This is a genomic window from Phenylobacterium sp. (genome assembly GCF_044372605.1).
In the GTDB taxonomy this organism is placed as follows: Bacteria; Pseudomonadota; Alphaproteobacteria; order Caulobacterales; family Caulobacteraceae; genus Phenylobacterium.
In genome coordinates this window covers 1-14,528 of the sequence record NZ_JBILRO010000015.1, presented here as the reverse complement: position 1 = coordinate 14,528, position 14,528 = coordinate 1, and the positions used below count along the sequence as shown (strand labels likewise).

At 66.2% G+C, this 14,528-nt stretch carries 18 protein-coding genes; 9 read left to right on the top strand and 9 right to left on the bottom strand.

Annotated elements, in window-relative coordinates:
• From ACIQ42_RS02755 to ACIQ42_RS02735, 5 genes are all read left to right on the top strand, one after another.
• Window positions 1–972, top strand: coding sequence for a glycosyltransferase family 2 protein (locus tag ACIQ42_RS02755; RefSeq protein ID WP_397420691.1), 972 nt, complete (start codon window positions 1–3; stop codon window positions 970–972).
• Complete coding sequence (locus ACIQ42_RS02750; RefSeq protein ID WP_397420690.1) at window positions 969–1,433, top strand: GtrA family protein; 465 nt, start codon at window positions 969–971, stop codon at window positions 1,431–1,433. Before ACIQ42_RS02755 ends, ACIQ42_RS02750 begins: the two co-directional genes overlap by 4 nt.
• Window positions 1,434–1,436: 3 nt before the next feature.
• Entirely contained in the window at window positions 1,437–2,186 is a 750-nt protein-coding gene (locus ACIQ42_RS02745; protein WP_397420689.1) for a class I SAM-dependent methyltransferase, read from the top strand.
• A 96-nt stretch (window positions 2,187–2,282) separates the two neighbouring features.
• On the top strand, window positions 2,283–2,705 hold the full coding sequence (locus ACIQ42_RS02740; RefSeq protein WP_397404016.1) for an Hsp20 family protein: 423 nt from the start codon (window positions 2,283–2,285) through the stop codon (window positions 2,703–2,705).
• 27 nt (window positions 2,706–2,732) lie between these two features.
• The gene (locus tag ACIQ42_RS02735) at window positions 2,733–2,984 is read left to right on the top strand and encodes a DUF1150 family protein (protein WP_397420705.1); all 252 of its coding nucleotides are present in this window, start codon (window positions 2,733–2,735) and stop codon (window positions 2,982–2,984) included.
• A gap of 9 nt (window positions 2,985–2,993) precedes the next feature.
• Here the strand turns inward: ACIQ42_RS02735 and ACIQ42_RS02730 are convergent, their stop codons facing one another.
• The 4 genes from ACIQ42_RS02730 to rpoN all read right to left on the bottom strand — a co-directional run bounded on the left by ACIQ42_RS02730 (window position 2,994) and on the right by rpoN (window position 6,367).
• Complete coding sequence (locus ACIQ42_RS02730; RefSeq protein WP_397420688.1) at window positions 2,994–3,464, bottom strand: PTS sugar transporter subunit IIA; 471 nt, start codon at window positions 3,462–3,464, stop codon at window positions 2,994–2,996.
• Between the two features lie 95 nt (window positions 3,465–3,559).
• On the bottom strand, window positions 3,560–4,162 hold the full coding sequence (hpf, locus tag ACIQ42_RS02725) for a ribosome hibernation-promoting factor, HPF/YfiA family (protein WP_397420687.1): 603 nt from the start codon (window positions 4,160–4,162) through the stop codon (window positions 3,560–3,562).
• Window positions 4,163–4,194: 32 nt separating this feature from the next.
• Complete coding sequence (locus ACIQ42_RS02720; protein WP_397420686.1) at window positions 4,195–4,818, bottom strand: exopolysaccharide biosynthesis protein; 624 nt, start codon at window positions 4,816–4,818, stop codon at window positions 4,195–4,197.
• A 58-nt stretch (window positions 4,819–4,876) separates the two neighbouring features.
• On the bottom strand, window positions 4,877–6,367 hold the full coding sequence (rpoN, locus tag ACIQ42_RS02715; RefSeq protein WP_397420685.1) for an RNA polymerase factor sigma-54: 1,491 nt from the start codon (window positions 6,365–6,367) through the stop codon (window positions 4,877–4,879).
• Window positions 6,368–6,495: 128 nt separating this feature from the next.
• Between rpoN and ACIQ42_RS02710 the strand changes: the two genes are divergently transcribed.
• Both ACIQ42_RS02710 and ACIQ42_RS02705 read left to right on the top strand, forming a co-directional pair.
• Window positions 6,496–7,215, top strand: coding sequence for a helix-turn-helix transcriptional regulator (locus tag ACIQ42_RS02710; protein WP_397420684.1), 720 nt, complete (start codon window positions 6,496–6,498; stop codon window positions 7,213–7,215).
• A gap of 152 nt (window positions 7,216–7,367) precedes the next feature.
• Entirely contained in the window at window positions 7,368–8,243 is an 876-nt protein-coding gene (locus tag ACIQ42_RS02705; RefSeq protein ID WP_397420683.1) for a hypothetical protein, read from the top strand.
• Between the two features lie 38 nt (window positions 8,244–8,281).
• Here ACIQ42_RS02705 and ACIQ42_RS02700 read toward each other — a convergent pair whose 3' ends face one another.
• Window positions 8,282–8,704 carry a hypothetical protein gene (locus ACIQ42_RS02700; RefSeq protein WP_397420682.1) on the bottom strand — a complete coding sequence of 141 codons (423 nt, stop codon included), beginning with the start codon at window positions 8,702–8,704 and terminating at the stop codon, window positions 8,282–8,284.
• Between the two features lie 175 nt (window positions 8,705–8,879).
• Here ACIQ42_RS02700 and ACIQ42_RS02695 point away from each other — a divergent pair, with 175 nt between their 5' ends.
• Window positions 8,880–9,329 (top strand): hypothetical protein, encoded by a 450-nt coding sequence (locus ACIQ42_RS02695; protein ID WP_397420681.1) that lies wholly within the window; start codon window positions 8,880–8,882, stop codon window positions 9,327–9,329.
• Window positions 9,330–9,451: 122 nt separating this feature from the next.
• Here the strand turns inward: ACIQ42_RS02695 and ACIQ42_RS02690 are convergent, their stop codons facing one another.
• Window positions 9,452–11,302 (bottom strand): SGNH/GDSL hydrolase family protein, encoded by a 1,851-nt coding sequence (locus ACIQ42_RS02690; protein WP_397420680.1) that lies wholly within the window; start codon window positions 11,300–11,302, stop codon window positions 9,452–9,454.
• Between the two features lie 32 nt (window positions 11,303–11,334).
• A complete protein-coding gene (locus ACIQ42_RS02685; protein ID WP_397420679.1) occupies window positions 11,335–11,742 on the bottom strand; it encodes a translation initiation factor 2 in 408 nt (135 codons plus the stop codon).
• Between the two features lie 224 nt (window positions 11,743–11,966).
• Here ACIQ42_RS02685 and ACIQ42_RS02680 point away from each other — a divergent pair, with 224 nt between their 5' ends.
• Window positions 11,967–13,151, top strand: a complete 1,185-nt coding sequence (locus ACIQ42_RS02680) for a helix-turn-helix domain-containing protein (RefSeq protein WP_397420678.1) — start codon at window positions 11,967–11,969, stop codon at window positions 13,149–13,151.
• Between the two features lie 4 nt (window positions 13,152–13,155).
• Here the strand turns inward: ACIQ42_RS02680 and ACIQ42_RS02675 are convergent, their stop codons facing one another.
• Together ACIQ42_RS02675 and ACIQ42_RS02670 are read right to left on the bottom strand one after the other, a co-directional pair.
• Window positions 13,156–13,725, bottom strand: coding sequence for a lysophospholipid acyltransferase family protein (locus tag ACIQ42_RS02675; RefSeq protein ID WP_397420677.1), 570 nt, complete (start codon window positions 13,723–13,725; stop codon window positions 13,156–13,158).
• Between the two features lie 304 nt (window positions 13,726–14,029).
• Window positions 14,030–14,528 (bottom strand): hypothetical protein (locus ACIQ42_RS02670; protein ID WP_397420676.1); only part of this gene is annotated, 499 nt, incomplete at its 5' end.

Here is a 14,528-nt window from a genome sequence, read left to right as displayed (position 1 = left end):
GTGACACCACCGCCAACCTCCACCCGCAGCCGGGCCGGTCGGACCCTCAGCCTGGTCATCCCGATGCACAATGAGGCCGCAGGGCTTGATCTGCTGTTCCAGCGGATCGACGCGGCGACGGCGCCGCTCGGGGTGAACCTCGAGATCGTCTGCGTGGACGACGGCAGTCGTGACGACACCTATGCCCGGCTCATCGCCCGGGCCGCTGGCGACCCACGCCTCAAGCTGGTCGCGCTCACCCGCAACTTCGGCAAGGAAGCCGCGCTCACCGCCGGGATCGAGGCCGCCACCGGCGACATGGTCGTGCCCCTCGACGCTGATCTGCAGGACCCGCCGGAGTTGATCGGCGAGTTCATCAGCCTGTGGGAACAGGGCTATGACGTGGTCTACGGCGTACGCGCCGACCGGGCCAGCGACACCCCGATGAAGCGCTTCAGCGCCGGCGCCTTCTACCGGCTGTTTAACCGGCTTTCGGACTATCCGATTCCCGAGAGCACCGGCGATTTCCGCCTGATGGATCGCGCCGTGGTGACGGCTCTGGCCCAGTTGCCTGAGCGTAACCGGTTCATGAAGGGCCTGTTCGCCTGGGTGGGCTTCCGGCAGGTGGGCGTGCCCTATGTGCGGCCGGCGCGGGCGGCGGGGGAGACGTCCTGGCGCTATTTCGGTCTGTTCCGCTTCGCCATCGACGGCCTGACGGCCTTCACCACCGTGCCCCTCAAGGTCTGGACCGGCGTCGGCGTGCTGGCCGCCTTCCTGGCCATCGGCTTTGCCGCCGTGATCATCGTCGAGGTGCTGGTCAGCGGCCGCAGCGTGCCGGGTTACGCGTCGCTGATGGTGGTCATCCTGTTCGGTTTCGCCCTGCAGATGATCGCACTCGGCGTGCTCGGCGAGTACATCGGGCGGATGTATCAGGAGGTGAAGGGCCGGCCGATCTATCTGGTGCGCGAGCGCGTCGGGTTCGACGACACGTGATCCGGTCCCTTGCCCGGACCTGGCGAGAGGTTGTTCCGCCGCAGACCCGCGCCACGCTCGTCATGCTGGTGCGGTTTGGCGTCTCGGGCATCACCGCGGCGCTTACCCTGTTCGGAACCCTGTTCGTGCTAACAGAGTATGCCGGCCTCTGGTACGTCCACTCGGTGCTGATCGCCTCGGTCGTGTCCTTTTTTGTCAGTTTCGGCCTGCAGAAGCTGTGGACGTTCCGGGCGCAGAGCGCGGGCGCGACCGGGCCCCAGCTGCTGGCGTTTGTGGCCTTGTTCCTGGCCAACTCGGCGATCAACGCGGGGCTGCTCTACGGGATGGTGGAATATCTGCACGCCCCCTATCTGGCGGCAGAGGTGCTGATCGCGATCCTGATCGCCATCTGGAACTTCATCATCATGCGTTATGTGATCTTCAGGCCGGTTCGCGGGACGCCGAACCCGGGTGTTGGCTGAGCCATGGAACGTGACACCTACGCACGCATGCGCGCCCTGGAGCAAACCCACTGGTGGTTCGCCGCCCGGCGTCAGATCCTGGCCGCAGAGCTCGCGCGCCTGTCCCTGCCGGCGGCGGCAAGGATCCTGGAGGTCGGCTGCGGGCCGGGCGGGAATCTCGCCATGCTGTCCGGGTTCGGCGCGGTGCAGGCGCTGGAGCCTGACCCTGAGTCCCGGGCCCATGCGGCGGAACGCTCCGGCCTGAGCATCCATGGCGGACTGCTACCCGACGGCCTGCCTGATCTTGGCGCTCCGTTTGATCTCGTCGCCGCATTTGATGTGGTCGAACATGTCGAGGACGACGAAGGTGCGGTCGCCGCGCTGGCGGGTCTGGTCAAGCCGGGCGGGTTTCTGGTGACCACGGTGCCGGCCTGTCCCTGGATGTGGAGCGAGCACGACGTTCAGCATCATCACAAGCGCCGCTACGACCTGCCCGCCTATCGCCGGCTGTTCGAGGCAGCGGGCCTGAAAATCCGGCGCGCCACCCATTTCAATACGGTGCTGTTTCCACCCATCGCGGCAGCCCGGCTGGCGAAGACCCTGACCGGCCAACGCGGCGGCAGCGACGATACTGAACCGCCGGAAGTCCTGAACGGCCTTCTGAGGCGCCTCTTCGCCTTTGAAGCCCGTCTCCTGCGCCATGTTGATCTTCCGTTCGGCGTGTCGATCCTGCTGATCGCTGAGCGCACCGAGGGTTCGACACCCACACGTTGATATCCCCGCTCACGGTACCCACATGAACGTTATCCAGTCGCGCCAGGCCGAACCCGGGTGGCGTGACCGGAGAGTCGCTTTTGTGAGGGCTCCTGAATGAACCGCAACGTGATATTCGACAGCCCTTTCCTGCTGGGCTTCGAGCACACCCGCACGCTGATCGAACGCGCCGCCAAGGCAGCCGCCGAGAGCTATCCGCCCTATAACGTCGAGGATCGCGGCGATGGCGGCCTGCGGATTACACTGGCTGTCGCGGGTTTTTCGCCGGACCAGCTACAGGTCACCGTCGAGGACCGCCATCTGGTGATCGCCGGCAAGCGTGACGGCGCAGCCGGTAAAGCCGAGGACGCCTACCTGCATCGGGGCATCGCCGCGCGCGGCTTTGTCCGTAGCTTCGTGCTGGCGGACGGCATGCAGGTGGATGCGGCCCTGCTGGAGCATGGCCTGCTGCACATCGATCTGGCGCGGCCCGAGCCTGCCAAACGCGTTCTGACGATCCCCATCCGGACGTCGGTCTGACCCTGTAATCTCAAGGAGGTGGTCATGATGACACCTGTATTCTCTCCCGAAGACTTCGCCGCTCTGGGCGGCCCCGACCTGGTCTATGTCCGGCCGATCCTGGGCGCCGAGGTGCTCGCCAGCGTGCCATCGATCAAGATCGAGGGCGATCTGGCGCCCGACCAGATCCTCTATGCCGTGCATCGCGCGAACGGCGAGCGGCTGGCGATTCTGACCGATCGCAACGCGGCCATGGCGGCAGCGCTCGCCCATGAACTGGCGCCCGTTTCAGTGCACTGACGTCGCCGGTCAGGCCGCCGAAGGCCTGACCGCTGCATCCTGAACCAGCAAGGCGTGCAGGGCGTCTGCCGAGTTCGCCTTGCGCAGGTGTTCGCGCAGGCCGGCCTGACGGAGCAGGCGCGACACCTTGGCCAGCGCCCTCAGATGCTCGGCGCCGGCATTGGCCGGGGCAAACAGCGCGAACAGCAGGTCAACCGGCTGATCGTCCACCGAGCCGAACTCAATGGGGCTCTCAAGACGTATGAACACGCCGCGCATGCGGCCGAGGCCGTCCAGCCGGGCATGCGGCACGGCCACGCCATGCCCTACCCCGGTAGACCCTGCGGCCTCACGCTCAAGCAGGGCGTCCAGCACATCGCCGGCGTCGAGACTGAAACTGCGCGCGGCCATCTCGGCGATCACCGCCAGGGCCTTGTGTTTGTCGGTGGCGCCCACACGCAGGGAGATCGCGGTGCGATCCAGCAATTCGCCGATGTTCATAGCCTGAAGATCTAACCCTGGCCCGGGCGCGCCGGGGAGGGCGGTGCGCCTGCGAGCCGTCAAAACCATCCGTGGGCCGGATCAGGCCCCTCCCCTCATCCAGTACGGACTTTGGTCCGTTCCGGATCAATCCAGCCGATGTTGCCGTCGGGGCGGCGATATACCACCGATAGGCCGCCATGCGCGGCGTTTCGGAACACAATTGTTTGAGTTTCAGTCAGGTCCATTTCCATGACCGCCATAGAAACCGTCATCGAACGCACCGGGCGTTCGGTTTCGGCGATGATGATCGGTTCGGCCATGCCGTCGCCGGGCGGGGTTTCGTCGGGCTCATCATCGTCATCGCTGGCGGCAATCACGAAATAGGCGGCGCTCTCGGCCTGTTTGGCGAGGGCCTGGGTGTGATGGCTTTTGAGCCGGTTCTTGTAGCGGCGGACCCGCTTGGTCATCTTGTCCATGGCCGTATCGAAGGCCACATGGGCGTCGCTGCCGACGCCGTGCGTGGTCATTTGCTGGCCCGACGCCAGGGTCACGGCGCAATCGACCCGGAAGAAGCTGCCTTCGCGGCTGACCACCACATCGGCGGTCCCGCCGGCGCGGTCAAAGTATTTGGAGATGTTGCTGGATAACTCGTCGGCAACCCGCGTCCGCAGCGTTTCGCCGACATCTACGTGTTTGCCCGTGACATGAACTTGCATGGGAGGATCAACGCTCCGCTGGGGGCTATGTGTCAAGCCGGTGACAGGATGTGGATCGCCTGGTGGATCATGTTGACGAGAATGTGAGCCGCCAGCACCAGCACGCTGGCGCTGGTGACGGCCACGGCGAAGCCGATCAGGGCGATCAGCCCGTCGCGCTGGATCAGGGAAAAGGCCAGCAAGGTCACCGCCAGCCCGGGGAGGACATTGCCGAGGGGGATGGGCAGGATCAACACCACGGCCAGCACCGTACAGACCAGGCCGATCAGGCGCTCGCCCACCGGGCTGAACAGCAGCACCAGCCGGGGCCGGGACACGGCTTCGATCTTCTGCAGCCAGGGGATCACGCGCGGCAGGCCGGCTTTCAATCCCGCCGTGGGAAAGGTGCGGCGCTTGACGCCCTGAGGCAGCCAGGGCGCTGACGCTCCGATCAGCAGTTGCGGGGCGAGCAGCAGCAAAGGGACGCCCAGAATCGTCGTCGACCCTGGCGGCAGCGGCAGGACGCACACCAGCCCGAAAATAAACAGCAGGGCCCCGATCGCGCGGCCGCCGAACATCTGGGTCAGTTCGGCTACGGAAATCTGCGCTTCGCCATGAGCGGCGATCTCGACCAGGACGGCGGAAAGTGGGAGCTGGTTGGTCGAGGCGTTGGGCATCTATCGTCCATCTGGCGTTTCCGTCGCTCCCCGCCAAGTGGTGGGGCGCGGAATATCGTCAGGCGGGCTCCTTCAGCATCCGGCGTCGATCAACGGACGACGGAATACGCATGGCCTCGCGATATTTGGCCACCGTCCGGCGCGCGATATCAACGCCGTCGCCCTTGAGCAGTTCCACGATCCGGTCATCGGACAGCACATCGGCCTCGCGGGTCTCCCCGTCGATGAGCCGGCGGATCCGGTCGCGCACGCCTTCCGCCGAGTGCGCCTCGCCGCCTTCGGAAGACGCGATGGCCGAGGTGAAGAAGAATTTCATCTCGAAGACGCCCCGGGGCGTGGCGATGTACTTGTTGGAGGTCACGCGGCTGACCGTCGATTCGTGCATGCCGATGGCGTCGGCCACGGTCTTCAGATTGAGCGGCCGCAGGTGCTGCACGCCGAACGCCAGAAACGCGTCCTGCTGGCGAACGATCTCGGAGGAGACCTTCAGGATGGTCCGCGCCCGCTGGTCCAGGCTCTTGATCAGCCAGCTGGCCTGCGCCAGGCAGTCGGCGACAAAGGTCTTCTCCTGATCACTGCGCGACTGGCCCGAAACGCGGGCGTGATAGCGATGATCCATCAGCACGCGCGGCAGGGCGTCGGAATTCAGCTCCACATGCCACAGCCCGCCGGCGCCCTCGCGCACAAAGACATCGGGTGAAACCGGCGAGGCGGGCTCGCCGCCGAACGCAGCGCCCGGCTTCGGCGTCAGGCCGCGGATCTCGGCGATCATCTCGCGCAGATCCTCGTCGTCCACACCGCAGATCTTGCGCAAGGCGGTGAGATCCCGCCTGGCCAGGAGCGGCAGGTTGTCCAGCAGGGCGGCGATCGCCGGATCGTAGCGGTTCTGATCCTTCAGCTGGATCATCAGGCATTCACGCACGTCGCGGGCCGCCACGCCGACCGGATCGAAGCCCTGGACCACGCCCAGCACCGCCTCCACGAGCGCCGCCTCGCACCCCAGCCGTTCAGCCACCTCCTCGAGGTCGGCCCGCAGATAGCCGCTCTCGTCCACCGCCTCGATCCGCACGCCGGCGATCACGGTCTCGGCAGGGGACAGCCCCGAGGCCGACAGCTGGGCCTGCAGATGTTCCGACAGCGTCAGTTCGCGCGACAGCCGGCCTTCGAAGCCCTCGCCGTCCTGGTCGAAGCTGCCGCCGGATCCGGCCTTCGACCAGTCGATGGCGCCGCCCGCGTCGGCGGCGGCTTCGGGCGCATCGCCGGTGGCGCGTTCGCCGGGCGAGACATCGTCATGCGTGGCGTCGAGGTCGGCGCGGGCTTCGGCATCGGCCACCTGTTCGGCAACGACCGGGCCGTCGGCCTCTGCGGCCGGCTCGGCATCCTGGTCAGCCTCGTCGCGCTGCAGCAGCGGATTGCGTTCCAGCTCGGCGTCGATGAAGGCCTCGACCTCAAGATTCGACATCTGCAGCAGCTTGATCGCCTGCTGCAGCTGGGGCGTGATGACCAGCCCCTGCCCCTGCCGAATCTCAAGACGTGCGCCAAGCGCCAACCGATTGCCCCCGAGGGTGTGATTCCTGAAACCAAGCTAGGGGCTGAACCCGACTGACAGGTTAACGCCGCGCATCCGGCGGCGCCTTTCTTGCAGGATCGATTGCGGGTAGTCTTCCGACCAGCCCCATGCGACGCGCCGACCGCCTTTTCCAGATCGTCCAGATCCTGCGCCGGGGTCGCCACCCGGTCACCGCCCAGGCGATCGCCGAAGAGCTGGAGACCTCGAAACGCACCGTCTACCGCGACATCGCCGACCTGATCGGCCAGCGCACCCCGATCCGCGGCGAGGCCGGTGTCGGCTACGTCCTCGAGGACGGCTTCGACATGCCGCCCCTGATGCTGACCCAGGACGAGGTCGAGGCCGCTGTTCTAGGCGCCCAGATGGTGGTCGCCCGTGGGGATCCGGTGCTCAGCCGCGCCGCCCAGGACCTGATCGCCAAGATCGGCGCGGTCATCCCCGAGACGCTGCGCCCGCTGGTGCTGGAGCCTCTCACCCGCGCCGCGCCGAGCTGGCGGACGACCTCGGACAATGTGGACATGTCCCGCGTGCGCGCGGCGATCCGCGCCAGCCAGAAGCTCACCATCACCTACCGCGATGAGCGTGAGCGCGACAGCCAGCGCACCATCTGGCCCTTCGCCATCGGCTATCATGACACCACGCGTCACATCGTCGGCTGGTGCGAGCTGCGCCAGGATTTCCGCAACTTCCGGACGGATCGCATCTCGGACGCCGCGTTCACCGAGACGCGCTACCCCGACCGGCCCGAAACCCTCCGCGCGCGATGGAAACGCCGGCAGGCCGAGGCGTCGAACGCCTGGCACGCCGAGAAGGCCGCCACACCCTGAGCGAAAGTGGGCGGCGTGGGACGCGGACTTAAATCAGAGAGTGTTGACAGGGGCAGCGCTCGTGTAACGGGAGCAGATGTCCGGGAGGGAAGCCAAAAGACTCCAGCCGGGCCCTCAAGCTGAACCTGTCTCGCACCGAGGAGGAATTGCCGTTGAAAGTAGCACCAAGCCCGCGAGTTCCCGACCGGGACGCCCCCTTCGCACCCGCCGCATTCGAGCGCCTGCGCGCGCATCCGGACTTCCGCAGCGTGGAGGAAGCGCACGCCCGGACGAGCCTGGACTTCTACGGCGCCCTGCCTTTGCTCGGCCGGTGGCTGATCAGCGATCTGGGGCGCTCAGCCCTGACGGGCGCGGCCCTGGTGCTGGATAGTTTGCCTGGAGGCCTGACCGCCGCCGGTCTGATGCATTCGGCCAGTATCAACCGCGCGTGCAGCCGTGGCCGCGTCCTGGGCTATCTCGAACGCTGCGAGATGAACGGGTTGATCGTACCGCTCGCAGGGGCTCCTCGGTCGCCGACTGCCCGGCTCATGCTGACGCCACGGTTCCTGGACCGGATGATCCACATGGTGGCGCTCAACCTGGCGTCCGTTGCGCAGTTGGCGCCAGAGATTGCGCCGGCGATCCCGCGACTGGAGGAGCCCGACTTTCGACGAGGACTCTTCGCGCGACTGGGCATAATGACCGCCAGCCGTCCCGATCTTTTCGCCGGGCCATCCCGGCCTGTGGACCTGTTCCTCCAGAGGGATGGCGGGGTTCGCCTGCTGGACTGGATGATCCTCGCCCAGCGCCCTGGCCGTGCGCGATTACTGGAGGCCTGCGCCTTTTCGCGGACAGCCCTGAGCCGGGCGGGCTTCGTCTCCCGCACACATGTCACGCGGCTGTTGGCCGATGGCGAGGCCTGGGGCCTGCTGCAGGTGGGCGCGCGCCACATCGAGTTCGCACCGGCCCTGTCGGACGATGTCGAGCGCCATCATGCCCTGGTCTTCGAGGCGCTGCGGGCCGCCGCCGAAGCGGCGCTGGACGACTGAGGGCTCCGCGACCACGGAGCCCTCGACGGCGCTTCTGATTACTTCGGCTCGCGCACGCAGGCGTACTTCTCGGTCGAAATATCCGAGGTCGCGCGATACTCCGAGACATAGGCATCCCAGCCCGCATCGCGCTTGTCAGCGGGTACGCCGGGTGAGTTCATGTGGATCGACACGCGCTCGGTGGTCGAGTTTGACCAGCTGCCGTCGGCATTGCGCACCAGCACCGGGCCAACCAGCAGGCGGTTCTGGGTGATACCCTTGCTGCGATACCAGCCGATGTGGTTGCGGGTGGCCGAGTCATAGGCTGCGGCCTTGTCGGCGCCCTTCAGTATATTCACCCGCATGCTGACCAGCTGGCCGCCCTTGCAGAGGGTGTCGGGCGTTTCAGCGGCCAGCGCCTGGCCGGCGGTGGCAAAGCCGAGGGAGACGATGGCCCCGGCCATGAGAAGGTGACGACGCATCAGGAAAGCTCCTTGAGGTTGTGGTTGACGCGCCTCCCTAGGCGAACCCCGGCCAGCCGGAAGTGCACATTTTTGACGGCGTCGACCTTTAGCGTTTCGACACGTGAGCCACCCGATCCCGCGCGCCCCGCGCAGCGTCTTGTTCTCTAAATGTTCCGATCCTATCTCTCCGGCCATGAAGCCGCGCGCCACCTTCACCCCCCAGATCGCCGTACGCATCCTCAACGGTCTGGCGAGCGGTCAGGGGCTCCGGGCCATCTGTCGCAGCCCTGACATGCCGACCCGGCCCAGTGTCATGCGCTGGCTGGCCAGCCGCCCCGACTTCGCCCGCCTCGCCGCTGCGGCCCGCACGGTCGGCGGCCTCACCGGCCCCGGCCGTCCGTCCAGCCACTCCGCCCCGCTGGTCGACCAGATCTACGACCGCCTCTGCGCCGGCGAGCCCCTGCGCACGCTTTGCCGCGACCCGGCGATGCCCAGCCGCAGCACCGTCCACACCTGGTCGCACCGTCACCCCGCCACCGCCGACGCCATCACGCTGGCCCGCGACATCGCCCAGTGGGCCGCCGCCGAACAGCAGTGGGAAACCTGGCAAGCCCAGGACCCGCAATCCCCCCTGCAGAAATGAACCTTCCCCCATTGTTCAAGGGGAAAGTGTCGGCAAAGTTGACGGAGGGGTGGCGCCGGCGTGGGCGACGCCGCCAGCTCTTTCGCGTCGCGCTCGGCTGCTGGCCGCCTCCGTCTCCTCGACTAATACCGATAGGTCAGCATCAGGAAACCATTCCAGTTGTCGGAGCCTGCGTCGATCCGGCTGGCGCCGCGCAAGGAGAGCGCGAGACGATCCGTCACCGGGACCGAAACGCCAAGTGACAGGCGGCCATAGCTGTCCCTGGGCGTCGCCGCCGGCAAGGACCGCACCACGTCGGGGAAGCTGACCAGAGACGTACGGATGTCGGGCGAAGAGCTATCGAGGTCGGAGACCCACGATGCAGCGCCGTCAAACGAAACGCCCTTGAGATCAATTCGCCCGCGGAGGCCAAGCTCCACGTTCGCCGAGTCGAAGTCGCGCCGATAGATGATTTGATTGAGGCCGACAGCGCCGGTCTCCGTGTATTCCTTCAAACGCGTCTTTGTGCCGTTGAACCCGATAAAGGGCGCGAGGCGCGCCGTGTCAGTCTGCACAACGGGGTATGACAGAAACAGGCTTGAACCTGCCGATGCCGCACGCGTTTCGCCCCTGGCGATCTGGTCAGCAAGGCCCGTGGTGCGAGAGATTTTGTTCAGCTTGTCGCCGCCAGCGACAAGCGCGTACTCGATTTGAATGGGGCCGATGGCGCCCTGGATGGTCAGTGTGCTGCGTACGCCGTCGCTACTGAACGAGCCCAGCCCTTTGCCGTTGATGGTCCCCGCCAGGTTAACATCGCTGGTTGACGTATCGACGCCCAGGCCGAGGCGCCAGGTGGCCCCGAGCGGAAAGCTGTAGGAGAGCGCGCCATAGGTCGTGTCGGATTCAAAGCCGATCGCGAAGGGTTGGGTCGCGCGCGCGGTGCGCCCCTGGCCGAATGAAACCGTCAATTCACGTCCGTCTTCCCAGCGCCAGCCGGCGGCGGGGCCGATGGCGCGTTCCAGCGCGCTGCGTGTGGTGGCTTCGCTCAGCTCGCCTTGCGCGCTGATGGTGCGCGGCGCGACCAGGGTGTCGGTCGCCGCCGCCGCGAGCAACTGGTGCCCGCGCGCCGTCGGGTGCTGGCCGTCCCACCAGAGGCGCTTGGTTGAATCCGTGCAGACGGTTCCCGAATCGAAATCGACGCAGGGCTGGGTAATGTCGGTGAAGCCGTATTTGCCGGGGTTGGCCACGCCATCCAGCACGATCGTGCGCGTGTCGAGAACGTAGAAGATATCGCCGGGGCGCGTGGCCCGGTTCATTTCCCTGGCCAGATTGGCGTTCAGGCGCGGGATGTAGATGGCGTCAGCGGCCAGGATCGCGGGATCGTTGAAATTGGGGATGCCCTGCACGCTCAATGTCGTTTGCACCAGAAACTGGCTGGCCCCGATACCCTGCAAGGCGCGGACGGACCCAGCGAAGTCAGCACCCGCGACGTCTGCCGCAGCGACGACAGCGGTGTTCCAGGCTTCCGGCGGGCTCGACAGAAGCGCGGCGCCGAAATCATTGTTGCCGGCGTTGAGCTGGACCAGATCGAGGCGGCCGAGCTTGGCTCGGCTGGCCACGAAGGCCTTGACCTGGCTAGCCACGCCGAAATTGGCAATGGGCGGATTGTCGCCGGTCAGCGCAGAAATGGTGGTGTCGCCAAAGGTGGCGCCGCCGATGGCGAAATTGCGGACCCCTCCGGGCTTCACGCCAACGGCGGTCGGGAACAACTCCACAAACACCGGCCCGTTCGAGAAGCGCCCGTTGAAATAAGGCGGGCTGGGTGTTTCATCGAAGTTGCCGGTGACCTTCGGAATGTTGCCGCTGTCGGTGATGCTGTCGCCGAAAACCGTGACGCCGGTGAACAGGGCGCCGGCATTGGCAGTCTGTTGCGCCATGGCCGGGCAAGCGACGGCGAGCGTCAGAAGGGCGGACGTTGCGAGCAAACGCAGCATGATCAGAACCTTTCCTGGGATGAAATGTGGGGTCAGCGGGCGTCGGCCGCGACCAGGGCCACGCGCAGCGGATTGGGCTTCAGGTCCTGGATCGCACCGCTTTTGGCGTCGACGACAACGCCCACCAGGCTGATGACGGGCAGGATGTTGCCGCCCACCGTCGCTGCCGCCCCGCCGCCGCTCACCCTGGGGCCGATCCGCCGCGTCACGGGCTGATAGCCATCCTTGCTGATGGTCACGGTGAAGGCTTCGTTGCGCGCCATGTTGGTGAACGCACAGGGTGTGGCGTCGCAGGCCTGGCCCAGACTTGTGACGACGCGGGCGCCGTTGGGCGCCGTCTCGACCACGAAGGTTTCTTTTGATCCACGCGCGATCGTCGCGCAGCCGGTAAGCGCCAGCAGCGCCATAGCCGCTGCGGAAAGTACATGTGCCTTGAACATGGGGCCTCTCAGGTTTTTGAACGGGAGAATACCCTCCCGCCATCTGCCCCGACCCTGCCGAAAGCGCCCTGGCGGCGCGCCTCTTCCAGCTTGCGAGGACAGTTTCGGTGTCCTGTCCAGCTGGAAAGGACAGCTTAACCTTTCTCCTGGCTTGCTCAGGCTGATCGGCTTCGGCAGAAAACCGGTCGCCAAAGCACCTGGGCCCCGCAACGAGAGAACGCCCGATGATCGATTTGGCCGCCGTCCTCTATTGTGCCGGCAGCGGGGCTGCGACCCTCGGCGCGTTACAAACCGCCTCCCTGTCCCCGGCGACGAAAGCCTATCAGGCGGCAAGCGGTTTCCTGGCCGCGCTGGCCGTCGTCGCGGGCTTGAATGCCTATGGTCTGCTGGCCCAGTCGCGCGCGCCGGAATTGCTGTTGCTATCGGCCACCATGCTCGGGGTGCTTTCGCCGCTTCTGTGGCTCTACGTCGACGACCTGTCCTCCGATGTCGCACGTGTCTGGCGCTGGCGCGAACTCAAGCTCCTGACACCGGCGATTCTGATGGGGCTGGTCACCGCGCTGGTGGCGAGCTTGCCGGCCGGCGTGCGCGCGAACATGTCCGCTGCGGGGTCGGAGAGCACCCTGGGCGCCCTGGATCTTGCCGTCTTCGGCGTGTTGCTGCTGATCCTGCTTCAGGGCGGCTACCTCGTCTGCCGGATATCGATCAGGCTGCTGCGCTTGCGGGGCCGGTTGCGACAGGTGATGTCGAACGCCGATAGCCACCAGCTGATCTGGCTGCGCCTCGTCACAGTGCTCTTCGTCGTGAACGGCCTCATCACCCTCGCCGACAATGTCGGGGGCTTCCCGGTGCCTGAAATCGCGTTCGCCGGGTTCGGATTGGCTTTTTCCCTGGTGATGTCGGTCTGGGCCATGCGTCAGGCGCCGGCCTTTCAGCGGGATGCCGGCAGCCTGGAACGTCTGGCCGTCCCGACCGAGGACCCCCCGGAATCAGCCTCGCCCAAGTACGAGCGCTCGCGTCTCGATGATGAACGCCTGGAAAAGATCGCCGCGCGGATCGAAACCGCCTTTCGCACCCAGCGGCTCCACCTCGATGCAAACCTTTCCCTGAAAACGCTCGCCGCGGCGACCAGCGTCTCCGAGATCAACCTGTCGCAGACCTTCTCACGCCGGTTTGGCCAGACCTTCTTCGACTACGTCAATGGCTGGCGGATCGAGGAAGCCAAGGCCCTGTTGACCTCGTCAAACGACACGATCCTGGCCGTGGCGCTTGAGGCCGGCTTCAACTCCCGTTCCGCCTTCTACAACGCCTTCAATGAGGTCGCCGGCCAGACACCCTCGGCCTTTCGCGCCGCACAGGACGCCTCGACCGCCGCGCCCCGCGGTCGCAAGGACGCCATCCGGCTGTAGCGCCCTAGAACCGCGTCGCGCGTTCCGGATACTTCGGCGTGCAGGCGTTATAGAATTCGGCCATCTGGGCCATGTCCTTCGCATAGTCGCCGCTGGGCATGATCGCCGGGCCAAGCCCCACCACCTTGCGCCGGTAGTCGGCCATGCCGAACACCAGCGGCACCCCCGCCCCCAGGGCGATATAGTAGAAGCCGGTCTTCCACTGCGCAGCCTTGCCGCGCGTACCCTCCGGCGCGACGGTCAGCATGAACTCATCGCGGGCCGCAAACTCGGCCACCATGGCCTGGATCACATTGGACGACCTGGATCTGTCGATCGCGATGCCGCCCAGCTCGCGCATGATCTTGCCGAACGGCCAGCGGAACAGCGATTCCTTGGCCATGAAGCTGAGGTTCAGGTTCAGGGCGTCGACCCCGCCAATGAAATAGACGAAGTCCCAGTTGCTGGTGTGGGGCGCGGCGATCACCACCATCTTGCGGGCCGGCGCCGTGCCCTCGACCGTCCACCCCCGGAACCGGAACCAGGCGCCCAGCACCCTTTTCACCGACCGCGCGACCCAACCCAACTTCACCATCACATCGCCCGGTAAGCTCGCGACACGCCTGGCCGCCCGGTCCTGAGGATCACAGAAATCACGGCCCCTTTCGAGCGCTGATTTGCCGCCCGGGGGCCTGGCCACGCATCGGGAGATCAGCCTTGAACGACATGAGCACTTGCCTCCCCCGAGAAGCGGCGGGTCGCAGCCGGGGGCGAGCCTCACCCACGGCGCTGGTAGCCGCCATTCCCGGACCCCGCACCGGGCCTATCAGCTTGGTCGACGATCAGGTCAGGGTTCAGGGGTTGTTGCACGTCTCACCGTAGTTTCCCGCTACAGGGGTTCACGCCAAGGGGGTCACTCCAAAGGCGGCGTCACCATGGGCGACAGGCGCCATCAGCCCGCCTGCCGCGTAGTTAACCAGCATCCTGAAGAGTGTTTCCGGCGGAATCTCTGGCCACACCCCGGCCGATACGGCCTCGGCCGAATAGGACGTTGCAGCCATTCCGCAGATGAAGGTGACGAGGACAAAATCGATCCGCTTCAGCAGCACCGTTCTGGGCATGCCTGGCATCAGTTCAGTCAGGCGCTTTGCCAGGCGATCGATAGACGGTTGAAGCCGCTGCTCGATATCGACAGCGAAGCCTTCGCCTTCGCCGGTCCACATGCGACTGAGCAGTCTGATCGCTGCGCTCCCCCAGACATGCCGTTCCGGCAAGCTCGTCCAGGGCAACACGGCAGCCGTGACAGCCGATGCGACTGCAGCGAAGGTGCTGTCGGTCTCCAGGGCGCCGGAAGCCTCGGAGAGATCCCCCGGCGGTACCGCAAGCGCATCGATTATC